Annotated in this window: 17 protein-coding genes; 13 read left to right on the plus strand and 4 right to left on the minus strand. The window is 64.8% G+C overall.

Going from position 1 to position 17,663, the window contains the following annotated elements:
• Nucleotides 1–5: 5 nt before the first annotated feature.
• The 8 genes from ACDK93_RS00710 (at nucleotide 6) to ACDK93_RS00745 (ending at nucleotide 7,842) form a co-directional block, all read left to right on the plus strand.
• The gene (locus tag ACDK93_RS00710; RefSeq protein WP_458070680.1) at nucleotides 6–614 is read left to right on the plus strand and encodes a DJ-1/PfpI family protein; all 609 of its coding nucleotides are present in this window, start codon (nucleotides 6–8) and stop codon (nucleotides 612–614) included.
• A 230-nt stretch (nucleotides 615–844) separates the two neighbouring features.
• Complete coding sequence (locus ACDK93_RS00715) at nucleotides 845–1,549, plus strand: helix-turn-helix transcriptional regulator (protein WP_458070681.1); 705 nt, start codon at nucleotides 845–847, stop codon at nucleotides 1,547–1,549.
• A gap of 83 nt (nucleotides 1,550–1,632) precedes the next feature.
• Complete coding sequence (locus ACDK93_RS00720) at nucleotides 1,633–2,241, plus strand: ParB-like protein (protein WP_458070682.1); 609 nt, start codon at nucleotides 1,633–1,635, stop codon at nucleotides 2,239–2,241.
• A gap of 38 nt (nucleotides 2,242–2,279) precedes the next feature.
• Nucleotides 2,280–3,953: a SulP family inorganic anion transporter gene (locus tag ACDK93_RS00725; RefSeq protein WP_458070683.1), complete on the plus strand. Its 1,674-nt coding sequence runs from the start codon at nucleotides 2,280–2,282 to the stop codon at nucleotides 3,951–3,953.
• Nucleotides 3,954–3,994: 41 nt separating this feature from the next.
• On the plus strand, nucleotides 3,995–5,755 hold the full coding sequence (locus ACDK93_RS00730) for a DUF885 domain-containing protein (RefSeq protein WP_458072307.1): 1,761 nt from the start codon (nucleotides 3,995–3,997) through the stop codon (nucleotides 5,753–5,755).
• A gap of 133 nt (nucleotides 5,756–5,888) precedes the next feature.
• Nucleotides 5,889–6,287 carry an MbcA/ParS/Xre antitoxin family protein gene (locus ACDK93_RS00735; RefSeq protein ID WP_179479008.1) on the plus strand — a complete coding sequence of 133 codons (399 nt, stop codon included), beginning with the start codon at nucleotides 5,889–5,891 and terminating at the stop codon, nucleotides 6,285–6,287.
• A 124-nt stretch (nucleotides 6,288–6,411) separates the two neighbouring features.
• The gene (locus ACDK93_RS00740) at nucleotides 6,412–7,101 is read left to right on the plus strand and encodes an RES family NAD+ phosphorylase (protein ID WP_458070684.1); all 690 of its coding nucleotides are present in this window, start codon (nucleotides 6,412–6,414) and stop codon (nucleotides 7,099–7,101) included.
• Nucleotides 7,102–7,146: 45 nt separating this feature from the next.
• Nucleotides 7,147–7,842: an SGNH/GDSL hydrolase family protein gene (locus tag ACDK93_RS00745; protein ID WP_458070685.1), complete on the plus strand. Its 696-nt coding sequence runs from the start codon at nucleotides 7,147–7,149 to the stop codon at nucleotides 7,840–7,842.
• Nucleotides 7,843–7,886: 44 nt separating this feature from the next.
• Here ACDK93_RS00745 and phhA read toward each other — a convergent pair whose 3' ends face one another.
• Entirely contained in the window at nucleotides 7,887–8,774 is an 888-nt protein-coding gene (phhA, locus tag ACDK93_RS00750) for a phenylalanine 4-monooxygenase (protein ID WP_458070686.1), read from the minus strand.
• 139 nt (nucleotides 8,775–8,913) lie between these two features.
• On the opposite strand from phhA, the gene ACDK93_RS00755 reads away from it, so the two are divergent.
• The 4 genes from ACDK93_RS00755 (at nucleotide 8,914) to ACDK93_RS00770 (ending at nucleotide 14,824) form a co-directional block, all read left to right on the plus strand.
• On the plus strand, nucleotides 8,914–9,390 hold the full coding sequence (locus ACDK93_RS00755; protein ID WP_458072308.1) for an Lrp/AsnC family transcriptional regulator: 477 nt from the start codon (nucleotides 8,914–8,916) through the stop codon (nucleotides 9,388–9,390).
• Between the two features lie 41 nt (nucleotides 9,391–9,431).
• Complete coding sequence (locus ACDK93_RS00760) at nucleotides 9,432–10,244, plus strand: lysophospholipid acyltransferase family protein (protein ID WP_458070687.1); 813 nt, start codon at nucleotides 9,432–9,434, stop codon at nucleotides 10,242–10,244.
• Nucleotides 10,241–11,278: a YheT family hydrolase gene (locus ACDK93_RS00765; protein WP_458070688.1), complete on the plus strand. Its 1,038-nt coding sequence runs from the start codon at nucleotides 10,241–10,243 to the stop codon at nucleotides 11,276–11,278. Before ACDK93_RS00760 ends, ACDK93_RS00765 begins: the two co-directional genes overlap by 4 nt.
• 153 nt (nucleotides 11,279–11,431) lie before the next feature.
• A complete protein-coding gene (locus tag ACDK93_RS00770) occupies nucleotides 11,432–14,824 on the plus strand; it encodes a GH92 family glycosyl hydrolase (RefSeq protein ID WP_458070689.1) in 3,393 nt (1,130 codons plus the stop codon).
• On the opposite strand, the gene ACDK93_RS00775 is transcribed toward ACDK93_RS00770, so the two are convergent.
• The 3 genes from ACDK93_RS00775 to ACDK93_RS00785 form a co-directional block, all read right to left on the minus strand.
• The gene (locus tag ACDK93_RS00775; protein WP_458070690.1) at nucleotides 14,818–15,426 is read right to left on the minus strand and encodes a 2OG-Fe(II) oxygenase; all 609 of its coding nucleotides are present in this window, start codon (nucleotides 15,424–15,426) and stop codon (nucleotides 14,818–14,820) included. The genes ACDK93_RS00770 and ACDK93_RS00775 overlap by 7 nt on opposite strands.
• A gap of 165 nt (nucleotides 15,427–15,591) precedes the next feature.
• Nucleotides 15,592–15,804: a DUF3820 family protein gene (locus tag ACDK93_RS00780; RefSeq protein ID WP_458070691.1), complete on the minus strand. Its 213-nt coding sequence runs from the start codon at nucleotides 15,802–15,804 to the stop codon at nucleotides 15,592–15,594.
• A gap of 8 nt (nucleotides 15,805–15,812) precedes the next feature.
• Entirely contained in the window at nucleotides 15,813–16,235 is a 423-nt protein-coding gene (locus tag ACDK93_RS00785; RefSeq protein WP_458070692.1) for a VOC family protein, read from the minus strand.
• A gap of 126 nt (nucleotides 16,236–16,361) precedes the next feature.
• Between ACDK93_RS00785 and ACDK93_RS00790 the strand changes: the two genes are divergently transcribed.
• Nucleotides 16,362–17,651: a glycosyltransferase gene (locus ACDK93_RS00790; protein WP_458070693.1), complete on the plus strand. Its 1,290-nt coding sequence runs from the start codon at nucleotides 16,362–16,364 to the stop codon at nucleotides 17,649–17,651.
• Nucleotides 17,652–17,663 lie beyond the last annotated feature (12 nt).

Consider the following 17,663-nt stretch of genomic DNA (forward strand, 5'->3'; position numbering starts at 1 on the left):
ACGCCATGCGCGATACAGTTTATTTTCTGATCTTCGACGGGTTTGCCGACTGGCAGGCGGCGCTGGCGCTGTGCGAGATTCGCCGCCCGGGCGACTGGCAGGTGCAGACCGTCGGTTTCTCGACCGCCGCGGTGGTGTCGATGGGCGGACTCGCGGTGCAGCCCGATATGTCGCTGGCGCAGATTGACCTGGCGCGCGCGGCCATGCTGATCGTGCCCGGCGGCCATCTCTGGCTACGCGGTGAGGGCAGCGAAGCGGTGGCTGTTTTACGGGATGCGGGTGAGGCGGGCGTGCCCGTGGCCGGCATCGATACCGCCGTCGTGGCGCTGGGCCGTGCGGGTCTGCTCAACGACGTCCGCCACACCGGCAACTGGGCCGGCCAGATCGCAGGGCAGGTCGCCGATTATTCGGGCGAGTCGTTCTACGACGACTCGGCGCTTGCGGTCAGCGACGGCGGCGTCGTCTCCGCCAGTCACCTGGGCAGCGTGGAGTTTGCCCACGACATCATTCGGGCGCTGCATCTCTACAGCCCCAGCGATCGTGAGCACTGGTATCGACTGTTCAAGCACGCGCAGCTGCCGCCGTGGTGCGTGGGCGACACGGTGATGGCCTGAGGATGACGCGATGAATTCGCCATGGCATCGCCTATTGAAGGCGTATCACCCGGTCTATCAACGCGGCCTGCTGATGGATGGGATCTACAGATGGCCCGCGGACAAGGCGCCGGATCATCCTTCGAGACCCGAATCAAGTCCGCGACGCCGCATGCTGTTTATCGCACTGACCGGGTGGTGCACAGCGCCCGGCAGTGGCCGCGCTCGTCCGCCTCGGCGATGATCAGCGCATGCGTCGTGCCGATCGCCTCTTTCTCATCATCCACTCTTTGCGCGGCCGGCGTACCGCCCTGCAGGCGCGCCAGCTTGCGCAGACGCTGGGCGTTTCGCTGCGCACGGTTTATCGCGACGTCGCCGACCTGCAGCTCTCCGGAGTGCCGATCGAGGGCGAAGCCGGCGTCGGGTACGTACTGCGCAAGGGCTCGGATATCCCACCGCTGATGTTCAACGCCGACGAGCTCGAAGCCCTGGTGGTCGGCACGCGATTTGTCCGCGCCTTCGCCGGCGCGCGCTTGGCCGATAGCGCCAAGACCGCGCTGCTGAAGATCGAAGCGGTGCTGCCGCCGGAGCTGCGCGAACGCGCGGCGCATACGCGCATCTTTGCGCCGGTATGGCGCGACCAGCAGCAGTCGGATTTCGCGACGATGATTGATCGCCTGCATGCGGCGATCGTCGGCAATCACGTGCTGCAGCTGGACTATCGCGACGAAAGCGGCCGCGTCAGCGCACGCGAGGTCGAGCCGCTGTGCCTGTCGTTCTGGGGCGGCGCATGGACGCTTGGCGCGTGGTGCCGGCTGCGCAAGGACTTTCGCAATTTCCGTCCCGACCGCATGGCCGCCTGCGCGCCGACCGGCGAGGTCTGCACAGAATCGGCTGAGCGAAATCTGGCCAGCTATCTGCGTGCCGTTGGCGCCGGCATGATGGACATTAGCTAGCCCGGCGGCCATCTTTTTTGCGGATGCGCCGCGCGCTGATGACGAGTACGCTGGCACGCACTTCATCGCCAGGACGCCGAGCCATGCAACCGCATCATCCCCATCTGCAGGTAGCGCCGGCGGATCTGCGACCGACCCAGTTGACCGTTGGCTATGCCGAGGTCGCCGCCAAGCGCGCCGAGTGGGAAAAGCTCGCCAAGAAAAAGCGCAAGGAGCTGCTCGGCCGGCACTGGTTTCCCGGCGTGCTCGGGCCCGGCGGCAAGGTCTATATCGTCGACCATCATCATCTGGGGCTGGCGCTGATCGAGGAAAAGGTGGACAGCGTGCCGGTGACGGTGCTGCGGGACTTTTCCTGGCTGGAGCCGGCCGTGTTCTGGCGCACCATGGAGTTCAACCGCTGGGCCCATCCGTACGACGCGCACGGCCACCGCGCCGACTACGACGCGTTTCCGGCGAAGCTCACCGACTTGACCGATGACCCCTACCGCACGCTGTCCGCCCGCGTGCGTGAAGCCGGCGGCTATTCAAAAGACGCCACGCCTTACGCGGAGTTTTTGTGGGCGGATTTTCTGCGCCCGCGGATCAAGCTCAAGGGCGGGCAGCCCGGCAAGCGCGCGCTCAAGCAGTCGCTGGAGCTGGCCCATACCCGTGAAGCGGCCTACCTGCCGGGCTGGAGTGGCGTGATCGCATGAGCGCGATTGTATGAGCTCGGCCGCATGAGCAAGGCTGCATGAGCAAGGCTGCCGCGCCGTCGCGATCGGCCGATCTGCTGGCCGGGTTGTCGATGGCCGGGCTGCTGTTGCCCGAGGCTGTGGCGTATTCCAGCATCGCCGGTTTGCCGCCGCAGGCCGGCGTCATCGCGCTGTTCGCCGGCCTGGTCTGCTACGGCGTGATCGGACGCAGCCGTTACGCCATCGTGTCGGCGACATCCTCTTCCGCGGCGGTCCTGGCCGCGGCCAGCGTGGCGATCGGCGGCGGCGATCCGCTAGTACGCGCCGCGTTCGCTGCGCTGCTTGTCTTGATGACCGGCGGCTGCTTCCTGCTGGCGGGCGCTGCGCGGCTGGGCGGCATTTCCAATCTGATCGCCAAGCCGGTGCTGCGCGGGTACGCGTTCGGTCTGGCGATGGTGATTGCGGTCAAGCAGTGGCCGAACCTGGTCGGCCTGGCCGCAAAGCAGTCGAATTTTGCGCCGCTGATCGTCGAGTTGCTGCAGCGTGCGCGCGAATGGCACTGGGTCAGCTTTGGCTGCGGCATCGCCGCCTTGCTGCTGCTGTTTCTGCTCGAACGCCTGCACCGTCTGCCGGGGACCTTGCTGGTGATCGTCGTCGGTATCGTCGGCTCCCGCTGGCTGGCGGCCCACGGCGTGGCGCTCACCGGAGTGATCCGTCTGGCGCTGAGCTGGGCGGCGCCGGCGTTGCCCGATCGCGCGCAGTGGCTGCCGGATCTGGAACTCGCCGCGGCGCTGATGCTGATTCTGTATGCGGAGTCGTACAGCTCGATCCGCAGCTTCGCCTTGAAGCACGGCGAGACGGTGGCCGCCAATCGCGATCTGGCCGCGCTCGGCGTGGCCAACGTGGTGTCCGGGCTGTTCCACGGCATGCCCGTAGGCGCGGGTTACTCCGGTAGTTCGGCCAATGAAGCTGCCGGCGCGCAGTCGCGGCTGGCCGGCCTGACCGCAGCCGCCACGGTGCTCGTGCTGGTGCTGACCTGCCTGCCGTGGATCGAGCGCATTCCGGTGCCGGTGCTGGCGGCGATCGTGATCCACGCGGTGAGCAAGTCGCTGCGTCTGGACGTCTTCGCGCCGTATCTGAAATGGCGGCGCGATCGGCTGGTCGCACTGGCAGCGGTGCTGGCGGTGATCGCGCTGGGCGTGCTCAACGGTTTGCTGGCGGCTATCGGCTTCAGCCTGGCGATGCTGCTGCGCACGCTGGCCACGCCGCGGCTGAGCGCGCTGGGCCGGCTGGCCGACAGCCACGACTTCGTCGACATCGCACGGCATCCGCAGGCGTTGCCGCCGGCCGGCACGATGATTCTGCGGCCGGAGGAGCCGCTGTTTTTCGCCAACGCCGAGCCGATGCTGGCGCTGGCGCGCGCCCGCGTGCTGGCTCAGGACAATGCTCGGTCCCAGGCCGCCGCCGCCACGCCGATCACGCGGGTGATTCTGAGCCTGGAGGAGTCGCCGGACCTCGACAGCAGCGCGCTGGAGGCGCTCGCCGATTTCGCCGACTGGCTGCAGGCAAGACATATCGAATTGCGGGTAGCGCGACCGAAGGAAGCCGTGCGTCAATTGCTGATGCTTGCCGCGCTGCCCCAGCTGCCCCCGGCAGCGCTGGACTACTGGAGCGTCGAAGACGCCGCCAGCGGCGGCGGAGCTTCGGCAAAGCCGGATAACAACGAACGTTGAAGGAGTGAACTTAAGTGAAGTCAGTGGCAGTGAAGAACAAAGTGACCACGAACATTGCCGCAAAAAAAATCCTCGTCGCGATGATTGCCGGCCTGCTGACTCTGCCGGCGTGGGCTGCCCCGAGCACCGCCGATACCTCGTTTCAGAATCTGTATCAGCACGAATGGGCCTGGCGCACCGGCCAGTCCGGCGTCAGCACCTCGGGCGAATCGCAGCCGAACGACGGCCGCCTCGACGATGTCGATGCCGCCAGCCAGCAGCAGCGGCTGGATTACTGGCAGCATGTTCTCAAGCAGCTCGACGGCATCGATGCGAGCCAGCTGTCGCCGGCCAACCGCATCAACGCCGCGGTCTACCGCGAGCAGATCGGCAATTTCGTCGCCGACCAGCACTTCGCCAACTGGCAGATGCCCTTCAACAGCGACTCGGCGTTCTGGTCCGACGTGGGCTACGAGCTGGGTGGGGGCAATTTGCGCACGGTCGACGACTACCGCAAGTACCTCGACAAGCTCGATCAGATCCCGGCGTACTTCGATCAGCAGATCGCCAATATGCAGCTGGGCCTCAAACGCGGTTTCAGCGTGCCGCGCGCCGTGCTCAACGGGCGCGACGTGTCCATCGCCGCGGTCGCCGATCTCAAGGACCCCACCGAAAGCGCCTTCTACCAGCCGTTCAAGCACCTGCCGGATTCGATCAGCGCCGACGATGCGCAGGCTCTGCAGGGTCAGGCCGTGCAGCGCATCCGCGACGACGTGATTCCGGCCTACGCCAAGCTGCTGACCTTCTTCCGCAACGAGTACGTGCCGCAGGCGCGCACCACGCTGGCCGCCGAGGCGATGCCCGACGGCAAGGCGTATTACCGCCAGCAGATCCACGAGTACACCACGCTCGATCTGAGCGCCGATGCGATCCACCAGATCGGGCTGGACCAAGTCGCGAAGATCCACGCGCAGATGCTCGACACGATGGCGCAGACGGGCTTCAAGGGCAGCTTCGCCGACTTTCTGCATTTTTTGCGCACCGACCCGCAGTTCTATGCCAGGACGCCGCAGGAATTACTCGATCGTAGCGCCTGGGTGGCGAAAGAAGTCGACGGCAAAGTGGGCAAGCTGTTCGGCCATCTGCCGCGCGAGCGCTTCACTATCGAGCCTGTGCCCGACGCGATCGCGCCGTACTACACCTCCGGCCGCGGCGGTCCGGACGTCTATCTGGTCAATACCTACGACCTGCCGTCGCGCCCGCTGTACAACATGCCGGCACTGACACTGCACGAGTCGTACCCCGGTCACGCGCTGCAGCTGGAGCTGGCCGACGAACAGCACGATCAGCCGGATTTTCGCCGCAACGGTTACATCTCCGCCTATGGCGAGGGTTGGGGCCTGTACTCGGAGTTTCTCGGCAACGAGATGGGCATCTACAAAACGCCGTACGAGCAGTTCGGCTTTCTCAGCTACCAGATGTGGCGCGCCTGCCGCCTGGTGGTCGATACCGGCATCCATCACCTGGGCTGGACGCGCCAGCAGGCGATCGACTACATGACGCAGAACACCGCGCTGTCCGACCGCGAGATCGCCAACGAAGTGGACCGCTACATCAGCTGGCCCGGCCAGGCGCTCTCGTACGAGCTGGGCTATCTGAAAATTCTCGAGCTGCGCGCCAAGGCGGAAAAGGCGCTCGGCTCGAAATTCGATATCCGGCACTTCCATGACACCGTGCTCTCCACGGGATCGGTGCCGTTGCCGGTTCTCGAACAGCGTGTCGACCAGTTTATTGCCGACGGCGGGCCGGAGCCGAATTTCTGAAGTCCTTCGACCATAGCGTTCCGGCGACATCCATCCAAAGCGATTCGGCCGTCCGGGCGCGCTGATTCGGGCAAAACCGAGTAAACTTCTTTTGTAAAGTAAATTTGTCTATTACTTCACAGCGAGAATTTGAATGTCGGCCACTCCGCTGCCTCACGCGCTTCCCGCCGATGAACTCGGCGGCCCGGCCTTGCGCAGTTTCTTTGGCCTGGCCGACCGCTGGAATCTGCGCATCGCCGACCAGCGCAAACTGCTCGGCGACCCGCCGGAGTCGACGTTCTACAAATGGAAGCGCCAGCAGGACGGTGCGCCGGGGCGAGACACGATCGAACGGATCAGCTACCTGCTCGGTATCTGGAAGAACCTGCAGATTCTGTTTCCCGATGCCGCCCAGGCCGATGCCTGGCTGCACAAGCCGAATCAGGCGCCGCTGTTCGGCGGTCATTCGGCGCTGCAGCGCATGCTGTCCGGCAACGTCGCCGACCTGTATGTGGTGCGGCAGTATCTGGACGCGCAGCGGGGCGTCAGCTGAGGCTGAGCGGGCCGTCGCAGATGGCGATACGCGCTTGGCCCACGCTAGGACTTCCCAGCGCTAACGCTTTTCGATCAGGGCAACGCGCCGATTCGAAGCGATATAGCGCGTGACGAAAACTCCGATGCCCCATGCACTGCCACCCATCAAACGTATCCGCTGGAGCCACGCGTATCGCGTTGTGCCCAGCCGGTTTCCGCCAGTGGGCGTTTACGACCGCATCGCCGATCCGGCCGATCTCGATGCGGTCTTTGCGATCGAGGCGATGACCAATCCGCGCTTGCGCGAAGAGGCAGGGTCGTTGCAGCTGATCCCGAAAGATCGCCGCATCAGCGGGCCGGGCAGCACGCCGGTGATGGCCGCCTTTACTCATCTCAATCCCGAGGGCAGCCGATTCTCCGACGGCAGCTGGGGCGTGTTCTACGCAGCGCACAGCGTGGCGACCGCGGTGGAAGAAACCGTTTACCACCGCCAACAATTTCTGGCGGCCACCGCCGAACCGGACTGCGATATCGAGATGCGCTGCTACCGTACCGCCATTGTCGGCAAGCTGCACGATCTGCGCGGCGGCTGGCCGGAAGCGCAGGCTCCGGACAGCTATGCCGCCAGCCAGATGCTGGCGCGGCAGCTGCGCGATCTGAAGTCCAACGGGATCGTCTACGACAGCGCGCGCCACCCCGGCGGCGAGTGCGTCGCGGTGTTTTATCCGGACCTGATTGCGCCGTGCGTGCAGTCAGAGCACCTGATATACCGCTGGGACGGGCAGCGCATCGCGATGGTGCTGAGGGTTTCGGCGATGGAGCGACCGCGTTAGCCTCGGACGTGGCCTAAGCCTTTGACCCATGCTGTGAGAATAAACATGAGACGACTCATCCTGTTGGTGTTGCTAATGCTGCCGCTATGGGTACACGCAAGCGAACCGGTTCTCGAATCCGCGGAGCAGACGAAATGGGAGCCGGCCATCGCGGCGTTTGAAGCATCGGACAGGCAGCATCCACCGGCGCCGGGTTCCATTCTGTTTATCGGCAGCTCGTCGATCGAGCACTGGAAAAGCCTTGCTGCCGATTTCCCGGAGCTCAGCGTGATCAATCGCGGCTTCGGCGGTTCGGAGCTGGCCGATTCCACTTACTTTGCCGACCGCATCGTGGCGCCTTATCACCCGCGCGCCGTCGTGCTGTATGCGGGCGACAACGATCTGCAGGATGGTCACAGCCCGGCGCAGGTGCGCGACGATTTTGCCGCCTTCGTGCGCAAGGTCCGGTCGGTCGACCCCGGTGTGCCGATCGCCTTCGTCGCGATCAAGCCGAGCATGGCGCGCCAGGTACTGCTGCCCAAAGTGCGCGAAACGAATGCCCTAATCAATGCCTATGCGGCCACGCAGAAAAAGGTCACCTACCTGGACGTCTATACGCCCATGCTCGGCGCCGATGGCCAGCCGCAGCGGAAGTGGTTTGGCGCCGACGGGCTGCACATGAACCGCACTGGCTATGCGCTGTGGATCGGCATCATCAAGCCCTGGGTCGACAAGCAGCGGGGCGCCGCCGTACCGCACTGAGAGCGCGCCAGCGAGGACCCAGCGATCAGTCGTCGTCGCTTTCTTCAGGCGTCGGCGTGGGAGGAAAAGCCTTCGCGCGTGCCGCGGGTAAACACGCGCTCATCGTCGAGCACGTCGCCTGCGTTGTGCGTCGGCCGCTGCTTGAGGCGGGCATAGATCGGCGTGAAGTCCGGATGGGTCGCTTCGAACAACTGCTCAAAGCTGTCGATCACGAAATAGGTCTGCTGAAATGTATCGATGCGGTAGCGCGTATTCATCACGCGCTCCAGATCGAAGCCGATGCGGTTAGGCGCGGCTGAATCCAGCGAATAGATCGACTCGCCTTTCGAGCTGACGATGCCGGCGCCATAGATGCGCATGCCTTCGCTGGTGTTGATCAGGCCGAATTCGACCGAGTACCAGTACAGCCGCGTGAGGTTCATCAGCGCGTCCGGGCCGATCGCAAACGCCTTCATGCCGCCGCGGCCATAGGCCTGCATGTAGTCGGCGAACACCGGGTTGAGCAGCAGCGGCACGTGGCCGAACAGGTCGTGGAACAGGTCCGGCTCGCTTAGGTAATCGAGCTGGTCGGGCTTGCGGATCCACCAGCTCACCGGAAAGCGGCGATTGGCAAGGTGATCGAAAAACACCTCGTCCGGCAGCAGCCCTTCCACGGCAACCACTTCCCAGCCGGTGGCTTCGCCAAGCACCTTATTGAGGTCGGCAAACTTCGGAATGCCGCCGTCGCCCAGACCGAAACGCTCCACCCCGGCGAGGAATTCCGCGCAGGCGCGACCGGGCAGCATCTCGCGCTGACGCTTGTACAGCGTGTCCCACACCTCATGGTCGGTGCGCGAATAGCTGGCCCACGGCTGCTCGACCACACCCGTGGCATACACCGGCACATAACCACGGTCGGTCTGCTGGTGTTCGACGCGGCGAGGGGTGTCCATGGCGTACTCCGGGTGACGGGGCTGTTGGACGCATAGTCTACGGCCGATGCTACACATGAAGCTTGTTTAGTTGCTCGCTATCGGGCTCTCAATGCACTATTCTTGCGTCATAACGATGTTTAAGACAGGTATCGTGCGTATGATGGCACTGGACCGCACCGATCTACGCATGCTGGCGGTGCTGCAGGGTGAAGGCCGCATCACCAACGCCGAACTGGCCGAGCGCGTCAGCCTTTCGCCGTCGGCCTGCCTGCGCCGGCTACAGCGGCTTGAGTCGGACAAGATCATTACCGGCTACGCGGCCCAGGTCGATCCGCAGGCGGTCGGGCTGGGTTTGCAGGCTTTCGTGCGCGTGCAGCTGAGCAAGCACGAAAGCTCGGCGATCGAGAGCTTCGTCGAACGCGTCAACGGCTGGGATGAAGTGGTGGCCTGCCACGCGCTGACCGGCGATATGGATTACCTGCTGCACGTTCACGTGGCCGATCTGCAGGATTTTTCTCGGTTCCTGCTCGACCATCTGCTCAATGCTGCCGGCGTGGCCGACGTCAACTCCAGTTTTGTCCTGCGCACCGTCAAGCGCTCACCGTCACTGCCCCTGACGCAAGTGAAACTTTGAACATTCAAGCCCGCGTCGATTAACGCTAAACTAACCGGCTCATGAGCACCGACTCCACGTCCGCCACTACGCCCGATCGCCTGCGTCCGCTGCGCTACCTCTGGCGCGTGCCGCTGCTGCTCGCCCACATTGTGCTTGGCATCCTGCTGGCCCTGATCGTCACCTGGAATCGATTGGCCGTGATGCGCAACGGCCGCGAGCCGTTCACGCACCGGCTGATCCGCTGGTGGTCGCGCATGCTGTTGCGCATCTTCGGCATGCGTTCGGTGCGCCTCGGTCAGCCGTTGCCCGATGCGGTGCTGTTTGTCGCCAACCACACCTCGTGGATCGACATTGTCATGCTGCACAGCCAACGCGCCGCGTGCTTCGTGGCCAAGTCGGAGATCGCACGCTGGCCGCTGGTCGGCTGGATGGCGGCCTGCGCCGGCACGATTTTCCATCGCCGCGGCAACAACCATTCGCTTTCGTCGGTGATGCAGGTGATGGTCGAGCGCCTGCGCGGCGGCCGTTCGGTGGCCGTGTTTCCAGAGGGCGGCAGCGGCTACAACGGTGTGTTGAAGGTTTTCCACGCGCGCATTTTTCAGGCGGCGCTGGATGCCGATGTGCCGGTGCAGCCCGTGGCCTTGCGCTTTGCCCGCAACGGCGTGCGGGTCATCGATGCCGGCTTCCGCATTCACGAGAGCTTCGTGCACAACATCGTGCGCCTGCTCGGTGAAGCACCGATGGACGCCGAGGTGCATTTTCTCCCGGTGGTGCCGGCCTCGCCCGACGCGCGTCGCCGCATGGCCGAGCTTTCTCGCGAGCGCATCGAAGCGGCGCTTGGCGGTGCCGCTGCAGGTGAAGCCGCCATATGAGTGAGCGTCGGTCGAATTTGCTGCGTGGCGTTGATTTCAAGCCGCCGTGGCCATTGCGCAGCGGCCACACCCAGACCCTTCTCTCGTCCAGCGGCGTGCGCCGCTACCTGTTGCCGCGTGCCGCAAAGACTGTGCTGCTCGGCGCGGAAGAAGCCGTGGTGGACGGTGGCAACGGCGTGCGCCTGACCGGCGCCTACACCGCGCAGAAAACCCATCCGCAGTCGCGCGGCCTGGCTGTGCTGTTTCACGGCTGGGAAGGCAGCGTCGATTCGACTTATGTGCTGCAGACCGGCAGCCGACTGCTGCTCGACGGCTGGGACATTTTCCGGCTGAACTTTCGCGATCACGGCGAAAGCTTTGCCTTCAACGAAGCGCTGTTCCACTCCAACCGCATCGACGAAGTGATCCACGCGCTGGGCGATATCGCCAGCCGCTGGCCGTCGCGACCGATGGCGCTGGCCGGCTTTTCGCTGGGCGGCAATTTTGCGCTGCGTGCGGCGCTGGCCGCGCCGGGGCTGGGTATACCGCTGTCGTACGCGCTGGCGATCTGTCCGATCATCGATCCGGCCGAGGGCCTGTTCTCGCTGGAGCGAAAGGCGCGCTGGTTCTACAACGCGTATTTCATGCAGAAGTGGCGGCAGTCGCTGCGCGCCAAGCAGGCGGCGTTTCCGCAGCAGCAGTACTTCGAGCTGTCCGAGCTGAAGCAGAACATGCGCGGCCTCACCGAAGCGCTGGTGCTGCGCCATACCGACTTCGGTTCGCTGGAAGAGTATCTGGACGGCTATTCCGTCGCCGGCAGCGCGCTGGCCGGCATGCAGATTCCGGCCACCATTCTCACTGCGGAAGATGATCCGGTCATTCCGATCAACGCCTTCCGCGAGCTGCAGCTGCCGCCGAATATCGAACTGGATATTTCGCGCTACGGCGGCCACTGCGGCTTTATCCGCAACTGGGGCATGACCAGTTTTACCGACGACTACATCGCCGATCGCTTCAACGCCATTGCGGACAGCACCGTCCCCGGCATCGGCTGAGCCGCGTCATCCGCTCGATGGCACGCTGCGGTTTGACAGTGCCGGTCGGATCGCTTCCACTCCAGGCTCTCCGTTCAACGCGCATTGGCTGGCCATGCTGTGGCGCGGCGCCTCGAACGACTGCAGGTAGAAGAAAGCGACAGAGGATTTGGCATGAAGGCATCGGCATCGCGCAATACGCGACGCGCCCCCAAAGCGGTCGCGACGATCATGGTCGGCACGATCCTGGCGGGCAGCGTGGCTTCGGCCAAGTCGTCGGTCGACAGCTTCCAGTCCTCGTTCGACGTCGGTCAACCTGCGCCCGTCTCCGGGCTACCCGGAGCGCCGTTCAGCGCACAGGTCGATGGCGGTCCCCCCAAGAATGTCGTGCTTACCGCGAAGCCGGACGTGGGTTTCACTGGCCTACGTTCGCTGCACTATCGTGGTACCGCCGGCGGCAGCCAGCAGCAGAAGCTGTTCGACGTCGACGTGCCGGTGCGCGCGGATACGCAGCTGTCGTATGTGATCTTTCCGCAGCGCAACGGCGATGACCTGCGCAATCCCGCCAATTATGTCGCGCTGGATCTGCTGTTCGACGACGGCAGCCGCCTGTCGACCCGCGGTGCGTTCGATCAGCATCGCATTCCCGCCACCGCCCGCGGACAGGGGGAAGGTCGGGTGCTGTATCCGGACCAGTGGAATGTCGTTTCCATCGACCTCGGGCACGTGGCGGCGGGTCGACGCGTGAAGCAGATCTTGCTCGATCACGATGGCCCTGCGGCGTCGATCGAAGGGTATGTCGACGATATCCGCCTCGGCAACGTGGCGCCGGACGCGCGCCATCAGCCAGTCGACTTCGTCGATACGCGCCGTGGCAGCAACGCCAACGCCAACTTCTCGCGCGGCAATGTTTTTCCCGCCATGGCGCTGCCGCACGGCTTCAATTTCTGGACGCCGGTGACCGATGCCGGCTCCAACTGGCTGTACCAGTATCAGGACCACAATGGGCCGGACAATCATCCGCGCCTGCAGGCTTTTCAGCTGTCGCACGAGCCCAGCCCGTGGATGGGCGAGCGGCAGACGCTGCAGCTGATGCCCGAGGCGCAGGCCAGTGGCGTGCCGCTGCTCGATCACGCCGCGCGTTCGCTCGGCTTCATCCACGCCAACGAATCGGCGCATCCGCACGATTACCGCGTGGCGTTCGACAACGGTATGGTGACCGAGATGGCGCCGACCGACCATGCGGCGATGTTCCGCTTCACCTTCACCGGTGCAACGTCCCAGCTGCTGTTCGACAATCTCAAGGATGAGGGCGGCATTGCTCTGGACCCCAATGGGCAAAGCTTCAGCGGCTACTCGGACGTCAAGAGTCGGCTAAGCACCGGCGCGGGTCGGCTGTTCTTTTACGGCACGGTCGATCAGCCCGTGCAGCGCAACGGTCGGCTGACGGGCGCAGGTCGCGATCACGTGGCCGCTTGGTTCGGTTTCGATACCCGCACCAACAAAGTGGTCAACCTGCGCGTCGCCACGTCGTTGATCAGCCTCGACCAGGCCAAGCACAACCTCGCCTTGGAAATCGCACCGAGCGATACGCTGGAAACCGTGCGTGATCGCGCAGCGCAGGCGTGGATCGTGCTGCTCGGCGCGGTGCAGGTCGAGGGCGCCAGCCGCGACGAAAAGACCACGCTGTACTCCAACCTCTATCGGCTGTTTCTATACCCGAACGAGGCTTACGAAAATACCGGTAGCGCGGCGCAGCCGGTGTACCGCTACGCCAGCCCGTTCTCGGCGCCGGTAGCGGCCGACACGCCGAGCCGGACTGGTGCGCGCATCGTCGACGGCAAGGACTTCGTCAACAACGGCTTCTGGGACACGTATCGCACGGCGTGGCCGGCCTATGTGCTGCTCACGCCGACGCAGGCCGGGGAGATGATCGACGGCTTCGTGCAGCAGTATCGCGACGGCGGCTGGATCGCGCGCTGGTCCTCACCGGGCTACGCTGATCTGATGGTCGGTACCAGCGCCGATGTCGCCTTCTCCGACGCGTGGCTGAAGGGCGTGCGCAATTTCGACGTGGCCTCGTTCTATCAGTCCGCGCTGAAGGATGCGTCGGTCGTCAGTCCGCTCGCGGGTACCGGCCGCAAGGGCCTGCAGCGCTCGATCTTCAACGGCTATACCGACACCGGCGTGGACGAGGGCCTGTCGTGGTCGATGGACGGCTATATCAACGACTTCGCCATCGGCAACCTCGCCGATGCGCTGACGACGCAGCACGCGGCCAACGATCCGTACGCGGCTTACTACGCCGACGATGCGCGCTACTACCGCAACCGCGGACTCGACTACGTCAACTTGTTCGACGCGGACGTCGGCTTCTTCGTTGGCCGCGCAGCCAACGGCCAATGGCGCTACGGCAAAACGGACTTCGATCCGATCCGCTGGGGTGGCGACTATACCGAAACCGATGCATGGAACATGGCTTTTCATGCGCCGCAGGACGGCGCCGGCCTGGCGGCACTGTACGGCGGGCGCGCGGGGCTGGCCGCCAAGCTCGACGCATTCTTCGCCACGCCGGGCAACTTCCATGTCGGCAGCTATGGCGAGCCGATTCACGAGATGCTCGAGGCGCGCGACGTGCGCATGGGCCAGTACGGCCACAGCAACCAGCCGTCGCACCACATCCTGTACATGTACGACGTCGTCGGCCAGCCGTGGAAGACGCAGGACAAGGTGCGTGACGCGCTGTCACGTCTGTACGTCGGCAGCGAGATCGGCCAGGGCTATCCGGGCGACGAGGACAACGGCGAAATGTCGGCCTGGTATGTGTTCAGTGCCGCCGGTTTCTATCCGCTGCGCATGGGCTCACCCGAATACGTGATCGGCGCGCCGTACTTTCCGCATATGGACGTCCGGCTGGAAAACGGCAAACACATCGTCATCAACGCGCCCGCGGTCAGCGACACCAACCGCTATATCCAGAGCCTGCAGGTCAACGGCCAGCCGTGGAATAAGCTGAGCCTGCCGCACGCGCTGCTGGCCCAGGGCGCGACGCTGGACTTCGTGATGGGTCCCAAGCCGTCAGTATGGGGCAGCGACGCGTCGTCGCTGCCGGCGTCGCTCACCGCCGACGGCCAGAAGCCGCAGCCTATGCGCGATCTCACGGGTTCGGGTCAGGGAGAAGCCAACAGTCAGCCGGCGATGGACAAGCTCGATGCGCTGTTCGACAACGACTCCGGCACAGAAACCATGCTGCCCGCCGTCGCATCAACCGTCAGATGGCATTTCCCGCAGGCGCGGCAAGTAACGATGCTTTCGCTGACCTCCGGCGCCACCTCCGCTGCTCCTTCGGATTGGCAGCTGCAGGCGTCCAGTGATGGCAGGCATTGGCATCGTCTGGATACGCGCAAGGGCGAGACGTTTTCCTCACCTCACCAGACGCGCGTGTTCGGCATTCGACAGCCCGGCAATTACGCGTTCTATCGGCTGAGCTTTCCGGCGACCCGGGGCGGGGTCAGAGCGCTGGCCGAAATCGAGTTGCTCGGTCCGACCGGTTCGAAGGATCAATGATCGACAGGAACCGCGCGCTGCCGCATCCAGCACGCGATGCTCATGCGCTGGCGCGTCGCCGGCAGCACCTCGTGCTCGAACTGCGCCGACAGAAACAGCACGAGTGTGCCGCCGCGTGGATAGATATCGCGGTGCGAGGCGTCGGCGAGGTATAGCCTCAGCGCGCCGCCTTCGACGTTCAGCCAGTTCGCGTTGAGATAGAACACGGCCGACACCACGCGCGCATCGCTGAGGCGAAGCTGATCCCGATGCCGGGCATAGCCGGCGCCGCAGGGATACACCGCGTACTGCGATTCGCTGTCGATCAGCCCCAGCAGCAGGCCGCGGCTGAGCGCGATGCGCAGCTCGTCGATTCGATCGACAAAGGCCTGCTGCGGTGCGCTCAAGTTTTCGGATTCAAACCACCGCGTGCTGTCCCCGCGCAACAGGCTCAGGGCACGATCGGTGCCCGTCGCTGCCGGCACCAGCCGATGTGACGTGTGCATCGTGGCGCACTCGCTGGCTAACGCCCGCGTTTGCGCATCGGTCATCAGATTATCGACGACGCACCAGCCATCGGCGGCAAGCGCGCTTGTCGCGGCGTCGAAGTCGTGGGGCAGCATGTTGGCAGGATGCTCTGGTCGTGCGCTCGGTAGCGCCAGCGCCCATGCGGGCAGTCTCGACCAGACGCGGAGGAGGAAGGTTTTAGCGATGGGTCATTCAGGCGATCGGCATGAACAGGCTCGGCCGCGCCCTGCAGGATACGCGCAAAGCGCTCGTGTGCGTCGTTACCGTTTGCGCAACGGCTCCAGCAAGGACGACAGCCCGTTATGGTCGAGTTCCAGCATCAGCGCCAGCAATCGGCCCAACTCACCCTTGGGAAAGCCCTTGCGGGCGAACCAGGCGAGGTAGGCGCCGGGCAGGTCGGCGATCAGCCGGCCCTGATACTTGCCGTAAGGCATGGCGACGGTTACCAGCCGCTGCAGGTCTTCGGCTTCCATCGTTAGTCTTACTTCGCGAACAGCTTGGAGCGGTCGGCGAAAGCCTTGAACTCCAGCGCATTGCCGCAGGGATCGAGGAGAAACATCGTGGCCTGCTCGCCGGGTTGACCCTGGAAGCGCACGTGCGGCTCGATCACGAAGCGCGTGCCGGCGGCGCGCAGCCGGTCGGCTAACGTGTGCCACTCGTCCATCGACAGCACCAGACCGAAGTGGCGCACCGGCACGTCGTCGCCGTCGACATCGTGTGCCGCCACGTTACCCAGCTCATCCGGCGCCAGATGCGCCACGATCTGATGCCCGTGAAAATCGAAATCCACCCATGTCTCGCTGGAGCGGCCTTCGGGACAGCCCAGCAGCTCGCCATAAAAGCGGCGCGCGTTGAGCAGCGAAGTCACGGGAAAGGCGAGGTGAAAAGGCGAGAGCTGGGACATGGTTGATCCGGGGCGAATGGTCGTGATGGCGGCCAGCGAAGCATTGCCGTCATCGCCGCAGGGGTCAATGGCCGGTGCGGTTCACACGCTATGCTTCCTCTCGTTTCGAATTCGATCCCACCGCTCATGCGCCACGCCCATATCGTCATCGCCACCGTCGGCTCACTGGGCGATCTCTTTCCCTTTCTTGCCCTTGGCCAGGAGCTCAATGCGCGCGGGCATCGTGTCACCATCGCCACGCACGGCATTCATCAGTCGACGATCGCCCAGGCCGGGCTGAAGTTTGCCGACGCCAGCGGCATGCCCGAGCCGGAAGACCGCGAGGCCTTTACCGCGCGGGCGTTCGATCGCTGGCGCGGGCCGCGCTTTGTGGTGCACGATTTTGCCGCGATGGATGTGCAGGCCAGCTATGAAAAGCTTGTGCCCATCGTGGCCGACGCCGATGTGCTGATTAGCACCACGCTGGCCTTCGCCGCGCAGATACTGGGCGAACAGCTGAGCGCGGCGGGCAGGCTGAGCTGGCTGTCCGCGGTGCTGGCGCCGGCGGGTTTTCTATCGGCCTACGACCCACCGGCGACCGGGCTAGCGCTGCTGGATCACTTCATGCGCCGCTCGCCGCGGCGCGGTCGCTGGCTGCAGGCGATGGCGCGGCGCGTGACGCATGGATGGACGGCGCCGGTTCGTGACTTTCGACGCTCGCTCGGTCTGCCGCCGATCTCGCCGCTGGGCGATCCGTTTCATCAGGGCCAGCACGCGCCGCAGGGCGTGCTGGCCCTGTTTTCTTCCTTGCTCGGTCAGCCGCAGCCGGACTGGCCCAGCGCTGTGCACGTCACTGGCTTCGCGCGCTACGCCCAGCCGGCCGAGCTTGATCGCTCGCTCCGCGCGTTTCTCGACGCCGGCTCCGCTCCGCTGGTATTCACTCTCGGCTCGACGGCGGTGCACATGGGCGCCGGCTTTTTGCGCGAAAGTCTCGCTGCTGCGCTACGCCTGAACCAGCGCGCGGTGCTTTTCACCGGCTCCGCGGACATGCGCGCAAAGCTGCCGGCGGTTCTGCCGGCAGGCATCCATGCCGTCGAGTACGCGCCGCATGCTTCGCTGTTCCCACGCGCCTCCGTCGTCATTCATCACGGCGGCATCGGCACCAGCAGTGAAGCGCTCTACGCAGGCAAGCCGATGCTGGTAGTGCCACACGGCTTCGATCAGCCCGACAACGCCGCCCGACTCAAGCGGCTGGGCGTGGCGCAAGTTTTGCCGGCGGCGCGTTATCGCAGGGACCGGGCCGCCGCTTTGCTGGGAGATCTTGCGGTTAACGCGGAGCGTAAACAGCGAAGCCAGCGGCTCGCCCTGTCAGTGCGCGAAAACGATGGCACAGCGACCGCGGCGCGAGTCATCGAAGCAAGCCTGCCGCGGTATTGATCTGCCAGGTCG

It is taken from the genome of Rhodanobacter sp. BL-MT-08 (assembly GCF_054161255.1).

Coding starts and splice junctions, on each gene's coding strand:
- ACDK93_RS00710 (WP_458070680.1), top strand. CDS start 6: ATGCGCGATACAGTTTATTTTCTGATCTTCGACGGGTTTGCCGACTGG.
- ACDK93_RS00715 (WP_458070681.1), top strand. CDS start 845: ATGCGTCGTGCCGATCGCCTCTTTCTCATCATCCACTCTTTGCGCGGC.
- ACDK93_RS00720 (WP_458070682.1), top strand. CDS start 1,633: ATGCAACCGCATCATCCCCATCTGCAGGTAGCGCCGGCGGATCTGCGA.
- ACDK93_RS00725 (WP_458070683.1), top strand. CDS start 2,280: ATGAGCAAGGCTGCCGCGCCGTCGCGATCGGCCGATCTGCTGGCCGGG.
- ACDK93_RS00735 (WP_179479008.1), top strand. CDS start 5,889: ATGTCGGCCACTCCGCTGCCTCACGCGCTTCCCGCCGATGAACTCGGC.
- ACDK93_RS00740 (WP_458070684.1), top strand. CDS start 6,412: ATGCCCCATGCACTGCCACCCATCAAACGTATCCGCTGGAGCCACGCG.
- ACDK93_RS00745 (WP_458070685.1), top strand. CDS start 7,147: ATGAGACGACTCATCCTGTTGGTGTTGCTAATGCTGCCGCTATGGGTA.
- phhA (WP_458070686.1), bottom strand. CDS start 8,774: ATGGACACCCCTCGCCGCGTCGAACACCAGCAGACCGACCGTGGTTAT.
- ACDK93_RS00755 (WP_458072308.1), top strand. CDS start 8,914: ATGATGGCACTGGACCGCACCGATCTACGCATGCTGGCGGTGCTGCAG.
- ACDK93_RS00760 (WP_458070687.1), top strand. CDS start 9,432: ATGAGCACCGACTCCACGTCCGCCACTACGCCCGATCGCCTGCGTCCG.
- ACDK93_RS00765 (WP_458070688.1), top strand. CDS start 10,241: ATGAGTGAGCGTCGGTCGAATTTGCTGCGTGGCGTTGATTTCAAGCCG.
- ACDK93_RS00770 (WP_458070689.1), top strand. CDS start 11,432: ATGAAGGCATCGGCATCGCGCAATACGCGACGCGCCCCCAAAGCGGTC.
- ACDK93_RS00775 (WP_458070690.1), bottom strand. CDS start 15,426: ATGCTGCCCCACGACTTCGACGCCGCGACAAGCGCGCTTGCCGCCGAT.
- ACDK93_RS00780 (WP_458070691.1), bottom strand. CDS start 15,804: ATGGAAGCCGAAGACCTGCAGCGGCTGGTAACCGTCGCCATGCCTTAC.
- ACDK93_RS00785 (WP_458070692.1), bottom strand. CDS start 16,235: ATGTCCCAGCTCTCGCCTTTTCACCTCGCCTTTCCCGTGACTTCGCTG.
- ACDK93_RS00790 (WP_458070693.1), top strand. CDS start 16,362: ATGCGCCACGCCCATATCGTCATCGCCACCGTCGGCTCACTGGGCGAT.